The sequence below is a fragment of the Pantanalinema rosaneae CENA516 genome (assembly GCF_050753385.1).
Taxonomy (GTDB): domain Bacteria; phylum Cyanobacteriota; class Cyanobacteriia; order Leptolyngbyales; family Leptolyngbyaceae; genus Pantanalinema; species Pantanalinema rosaneae.
This window is the reverse complement of sequence record NZ_JBLZFZ010000125.1, coordinates 1-5,255: the sequence shown is the minus strand read 5'-3', so window position 1 is coordinate 5,255 and position 5,255 is coordinate 1. Positions and strand designations below refer to the sequence as shown.

Annotated in this window: 6 protein-coding genes; 1 reads left to right on the top strand and 5 read right to left on the bottom strand. The window is 50.3% G+C overall.

Annotated elements, in window-relative coordinates; translation table 11 throughout:
- Positions 1–66 precede the first annotated feature (66 nt).
- The 5 genes from ACN4EK_RS31935 to ACN4EK_RS31915 all read right to left on the bottom strand — a co-directional run bounded on the left by ACN4EK_RS31935 (position 67) and on the right by ACN4EK_RS31915 (position 4,036).
- Positions 67–984, bottom strand: coding sequence for an ABC transporter permease (locus ACN4EK_RS31935; protein WP_431662484.1), 918 nt, complete (start codon positions 982–984; stop codon positions 67–69).
- Between the two features lie 189 nt (positions 985–1,173).
- Positions 1,174–2,325, bottom strand: a complete 1,152-nt coding sequence (locus ACN4EK_RS31930; protein WP_431662483.1) for a cob(I)yrinic acid a,c-diamide adenosyltransferase — start codon at positions 2,323–2,325, stop codon at positions 1,174–1,176.
- Between the two features lie 153 nt (positions 2,326–2,478).
- Positions 2,479–2,964: a hypothetical protein gene (locus ACN4EK_RS31925; RefSeq protein ID WP_431662482.1), complete on the bottom strand. Its 486-nt coding sequence runs from the start codon at positions 2,962–2,964 to the stop codon at positions 2,479–2,481.
- Between the two features lie 31 nt (positions 2,965–2,995).
- Entirely contained in the window at positions 2,996–3,331 is a 336-nt protein-coding gene (locus ACN4EK_RS31920; protein ID WP_431662481.1) for a hypothetical protein, read from the bottom strand.
- Positions 3,332–3,433: 102 nt separating this feature from the next.
- On the bottom strand, positions 3,434–4,036 hold the full coding sequence (locus ACN4EK_RS31915; protein ID WP_431662480.1) for a prolyl hydroxylase family protein: 603 nt from the start codon (positions 4,034–4,036) through the stop codon (positions 3,434–3,436).
- A gap of 31 nt (positions 4,037–4,067) precedes the next feature.
- Here ACN4EK_RS31915 and ACN4EK_RS31910 point away from each other — a divergent pair.
- Positions 4,068–5,255: hypothetical protein (locus tag ACN4EK_RS31910; protein ID WP_431662479.1), on the top strand; the 1,188-nt coding region annotated here is incomplete at its 3' end.

Below are 5,255 nucleotides of genomic sequence, written 5' to 3'. Positions count from 1 at the left end.
TTCCTCATCCTCCCATCTCCCTCATCTTCCTCATCCTCCCATCTCCCTCATCTTCTTCCCCACTCCCTACCCTTCCGTCGGCGACTTCGCCTGATCCAGTTCCGCCAAACTCACCCGTTGCGCCGGATTAATAAACTCATTCAAGCCCTCACCTAATAGGGATAAGCCAACTACCATGATGGTCATGGCTAAACCGGGAAATAACGTCGTCCACCAAATTCCCCCCGTTGATAGCCCATTCAGAGCTTGCTGCAAATCATACCCCCATTCCGGCGTTTCTTCGGGCAAGCCTAAGCCCAAAAAGCCCAATCCTCCTAGGGTTAGCACTGCATCAGCCGCATTTAAGGTCAGGAGGACAGGTACACTTTGTACCACGTTCAGGAATAGATACCGCGTCATGATCCGCCAGGTAGAGGCTCCTAACGCCTGAGCCGCTTCCACAAACATCTCGGTCTTGACGCTGACCGTATGGTTTCTAACGACCCGGTAATACTGGGGGACATAGGCAATACTGAGGGCGATCGCGGCATTTAGCACTCCTCGTCCCACCACAAACGCCAGGGTGACAGACAGCAACAGTCCCGGTAGGGTATAGACCGCATCCATCAGAAATAGCAGGAGGCGATCGAGCCTACCACCAAGATAGCCACTGACCATCCCCAGAGGCACACCAAGGATTAAGCTCAGTAGGGTTGCCAGAATCACGACCTGCCAAGCCGCTTGACTGCCGAAGATGGTACGGGAGAACACATCATAGCCAAGGCTAGTGGTGCCAAACCAATGCTGGAGCGAAGGGGGCTGACTGGGAGGATTATCTAAAAACTCGATCGGGCTTTGCAGTACGCCGATCGTTTGTAAGAGGGGAGCCGTGATGGCAAGGAGGAGAAACAGAATCGTAATCACCAACCCAATCCGAGTCATTTGCAGAGACAGACTGGGACGGTCAGACAACAGACGACGGGGCAGAGGAAGGCGGAGCGTCATAGAGCGATCGCAAAATTGATTTCCTCACCCTATCATCTAATATCAATTTGAATTGAAAAGGTGGCAAGTCCGTTTCACTCGATCCCCCTCTGTCCCCCTTTCCAAGGGGGATGCCGGAGGCAGGGGGATATCTATTTGTCGCGATCACAAGTTAGGTTGATCTAATCTCCCCTCGGCTTAATCAGTCGGCTAAAAATCTACCCCACGCTTTAGATCGACCCCTTTCTCGGCATAGTGTTTGTGACAGATCATCTCCGAGTGGGTGCTGGCGAGATCGAAGTAGGCAGGCGGATTTTTACACCGTCCAGTAATGATAATTTCCGTGTCACGGGGCTTCCGCAACAACGCATGGACGATCGGTTCTTCTGGCAATAGCTCCAGATCCACCGTGGGATTCAGTTCATCCAAAATAATCGTCTTATAGAGTCCCGAGGCGATCGCGGCTCTGGCAATTTCCCACCCCCGTTCCGCCTCAACATAATCGAGTTCCTGTTGTTGACCGCGCCAGACGATCGCATCTCGCCCACAGCGTTGATGATCCACCAGATTGGGATAACTTTGGCGCAGTGCCGCGATCGCCGCATCTTCGGTATAGCCACTACCCCCTTTAAGCCACTGCATGATCAACACTCGGTGGGATAGATCCTGGCTAATGCCCCGCCCGATCGCTTGCAAGGCTTTCCCTAAAGCACTCGTAGACTTGCCTTTTCCAGACCCGGTATAAATCTCAATCCCAGACATGCCGTATGCCTGAGCCGTCGGGTGATACTGCGGTCGCATTTCGGAATGCAAATCGGCAATATCCAACAGTCCCTGGGGAGCGGCGCGTCCAGTCGCAATAATCTCCATCTGTTCCGGCTTCCGCTTTAAGGCACTGACGACATCTTCCACCGCCAGTAACCCCAGATCTAAAACCGGGTTTAACTCATCCAGCACCACTACTGAATAGAGTCCAGAGGCGATCGCGCCTTTTGCCACATCCCAACCGCGTTGCGCTTCCAGCCGATCGAAGCGGGTAATTTCTTCCGGTCCAAAAAACTCGGCTCGACCTGTGCGAACTTGATCAATTAAGTGGGGAAAGCCTCGTTGCAGCGCTTCGATCGCGCCATCTTCGTCATAGGTGCGTCCGGGACCTTTGAGAAAGCGCAACAGCAACACGCGGGTTTGCCAATCGGTATGGATGCCTAAGCCGATCGATCGCAGTACCACTCCCAGGGCAGCTTGGGATTTCCCTTTTCCTGCCCCGTCATAGACATGGATCTGACCCACCAATCGGTCAGAGCGAGATTGAGCTGTGCGAATCCCGACTCCAGAGCGTACCATTGTTCTGACTGTTCCCATGCTGCTCCAATCTTAACGGAATTTTCCGTCTTCACCACTTACCTTTACGGGCTGACGCTATATATAGCGCATTTATGCCACAAAGTAACGCAAGTTAAGCTAGATGTAGAAGCAGCGATTGAGTTAAATCTTCAACTTGTACGAGATTGACAGCTACTTTGGGGCAGATCCTTCAACAAACTGCCGGATTTCCGGATCATTTTTGCTGAGTTGTTCAAATACAGTTGAGTCTGCTTTCAGATCGCGTTGGAGTTGCTGAATGCGATCGCCTTTCACTACAGGAATCAAAAATACATTGCCCTGATTAAAATCGAACGGAATGCCATTAATCGAAACAATATTTTGCTTGCCGTCTGGACTTCCCCACTGCCACTCAATTTGCTTACTTCCTCCGGCTTTGATCTCACCAGCATAGGAGTCTTCCAAGGCTGAACCACAGGTACTTCGTTCCGAACCCACATAATCAGCCCACAATACTAAAGTCGGCTTGTTGTTAATCACAATATATTGAACTTGTGTGCCCTGAATCTCTTTAGAACCACAAGTGCCAGGGAGATTTAGGGTGCTGTCTAGGGAATTTCTTTGGCAACTAGTGATGCCTAATGCAATTAAAAATAGAAGGATTTGAGTCTTTTTCATGTGCAGTGTTGTAGTTGCCTTCAATCATGAATTATTCCCAAGAAAAGCGATCGACGTTGTAATATCTCGTTGTTTTACCATCACTTTGTAAAATAACTATATTTTCTCGGATATCAATTCTTTGAGTTGTAGAACCCCAAACATTAAATATCTTAATCAAGTAACCCTGTTTCCCTTTAGATATCACGTAATTTTCCTTAAAATCGTTATAAGCTGGGTTTCTAAAGTTTGTGATCACTTCATCACCGGAGAGAAACTCCAGTCCTGCCATCGCTGTTTCCGATTCATATTTCCCCCTTAAACTAGGCGACTGACTACAGCCAACTAGCAATAGTAGCAAAACAAAGGAGAGAATTTTCCGCTTCATACTAAATTTTCCTATCAAAACCGGTTGAATCTGAAAGCTTGACTTGGAAAATAGCGATCGCTCATCATGCCAGATTGATCGCAGCAGCAACGGCATCCCCCATTAATGAAAGAGCCAGCAGGTAAAGGCATATTTCTTGCCTTTAGTAACAGGTAACGATTGATGCGGATGGGTGTAATACGCCGGAAACACGATCGCGCTGCCTGCCTGGGGCTTGACTTTAATGTTTTGACGATCGAACAGGGTTTCACCCCCCTCAAAGGTATCGTTCAAATACCCGACAATACTGATGTCTCGCGTCGGAATATTGTTCGCGAGTTCCATAAAGCGACTAGCCAGGAGCAGATTATCCACATGGCGTTTATAAGCATCTCCCGGTCCATAGCGCAGCAGCGAACACATCTCTGCATGGGGAAACGGCACCCCATAGTGACGCAGCAGCAAATCCTGAATAATTTTAACTTTGCTCAACAGCAGTTGATTGGTCGATTCCAGCAGGGAATTCTCAGTATTACCCAGTGCCAGGATGCCCCCCTTCCGTACCTCGGTATCCACCACATTAATTAAAATGCTGGATGGTTTAAACTGGCAGCACTCTGCTACTTGCAGAATATGGCTACAGAGGGATGGTTCCAACAGGTTTTCGACTAACAGGATTTCGGAACCCAGATCCTTAAAATGAAGTTTTGTCGGTGCCACAGTCATCACCATTCCCGATCGATACACATTACCTAGAATGCCCAGTTTATCTCGTTCCAATTCTGCTACGCCGCGATCGACCTTTCCCCAAGCCCTCGATCGGGCAGCGATTGCCCTCATGCTCCTCTTGTCTGTCTTAATTGGCGTATTACTGTGGGGCGGCGATCGAACCGCTGCCCAAGTGCGCCAGTTTAGCTGGCAAAACAAACAGGTTGGGGCAGATGATACCGCCTTTATCCTCAGCTTCAACCGTCCTATGGATCAAGAATCGGTCAAGCAAAACCTCAAAATTCAGCCCGAACTCCCTGGCAAAACCAGTTGGGCAGGACGACGCATGGCTTATACCCTCACGATGCCAGCCCCCTATGGGACACAGTTTGAGGTCACGCTAGCCAATGCCAGGGATCGGTTTGCAGGTGGAGCCAGCCGCACCGTGATTAAACCATTCTCTGCCCAATTTCAAACCCGCGATCGTGCCTTTACCTATATTGGAACGCAGGGCGACGAGGAAGGGCGCTTGGTGCTCTATAACCTCACGGCTGACCAAAAGCTGCTCCTGACGCCCAGCGACCTCGTGGTGATGGATTACAAGTTCTATCCCCTGGGCGATCGCATCTTATTTGCCGCCGCTCCTCGCACCAAGCAGCCCCAGGGCCTCTTAGAACAGCAGCTTTATAGCGTTACCACCGGCATTCAGATCACCCCACCCCAGCAGTTAGATGCCGATCAAGCCGAGCGGGTAGTGCGCCCAAACCAGCCCCCCGGTCAAGTCGAGCGCATTTTAGATAACACCACCTACCAAAATCTCCGCTTTGATTTATCGGCAGATGGCAAAATTATTGTGGTGCAACGGGTGAATCGCCAAGATCCCAGCGACTTCGGGCCCTGGATCGTGCGAGAAGGAGCAGCTCCCCAACCCCTTAAGGGGCAACCCGGTGGCGATTTTCTGATCACCCCCGATAGTGATGCTCTGGCGATCGCACAAGGTCAGGGTTTAGCGTTACTGCCCCTTTACCCCGATGCCAAACCTCTCGACTTTTTGCCTAAGTTTGGCATGGTACTCAGTTTTTCCAGGGATGGATCCCTGGCTGCCATGCTGAAATTTAATCCCGATCGCACCCGATCGTTGTTCCTTGTCACCAATCAGGGAACTCAGAAAGAACTGTTAAAAACGAATGGATCTGTTCTGAGTGCCCAGTTTGATCCCACCCGGCAAACCCTATAC

Coding starts and splice junctions, on each gene's coding strand:
- ACN4EK_RS31920 (WP_431662481.1), bottom strand. CDS start 3,331: ATGAAGCGGAAAATTCTCTCCTTTGTTTTGCTACTATTGCTAGTTGGC.
- ACN4EK_RS31930 (WP_431662483.1), bottom strand. CDS start 2,325: ATGGGAACAGTCAGAACAATGGTACGCTCTGGAGTCGGGATTCGCACA.
- ACN4EK_RS31925 (WP_431662482.1), bottom strand. CDS start 2,964: ATGAAAAAGACTCAAATCCTTCTATTTTTAATTGCATTAGGCATCACT.
- ACN4EK_RS31935 (WP_431662484.1), bottom strand. CDS start 984: ATGACGCTCCGCCTTCCTCTGCCCCGTCGTCTGTTGTCTGACCGTCCC.
- ACN4EK_RS31915 (WP_431662480.1), bottom strand. CDS start 4,036: ATGACTGTGGCACCGACAAAACTTCATTTTAAGGATCTGGGTTCCGAA.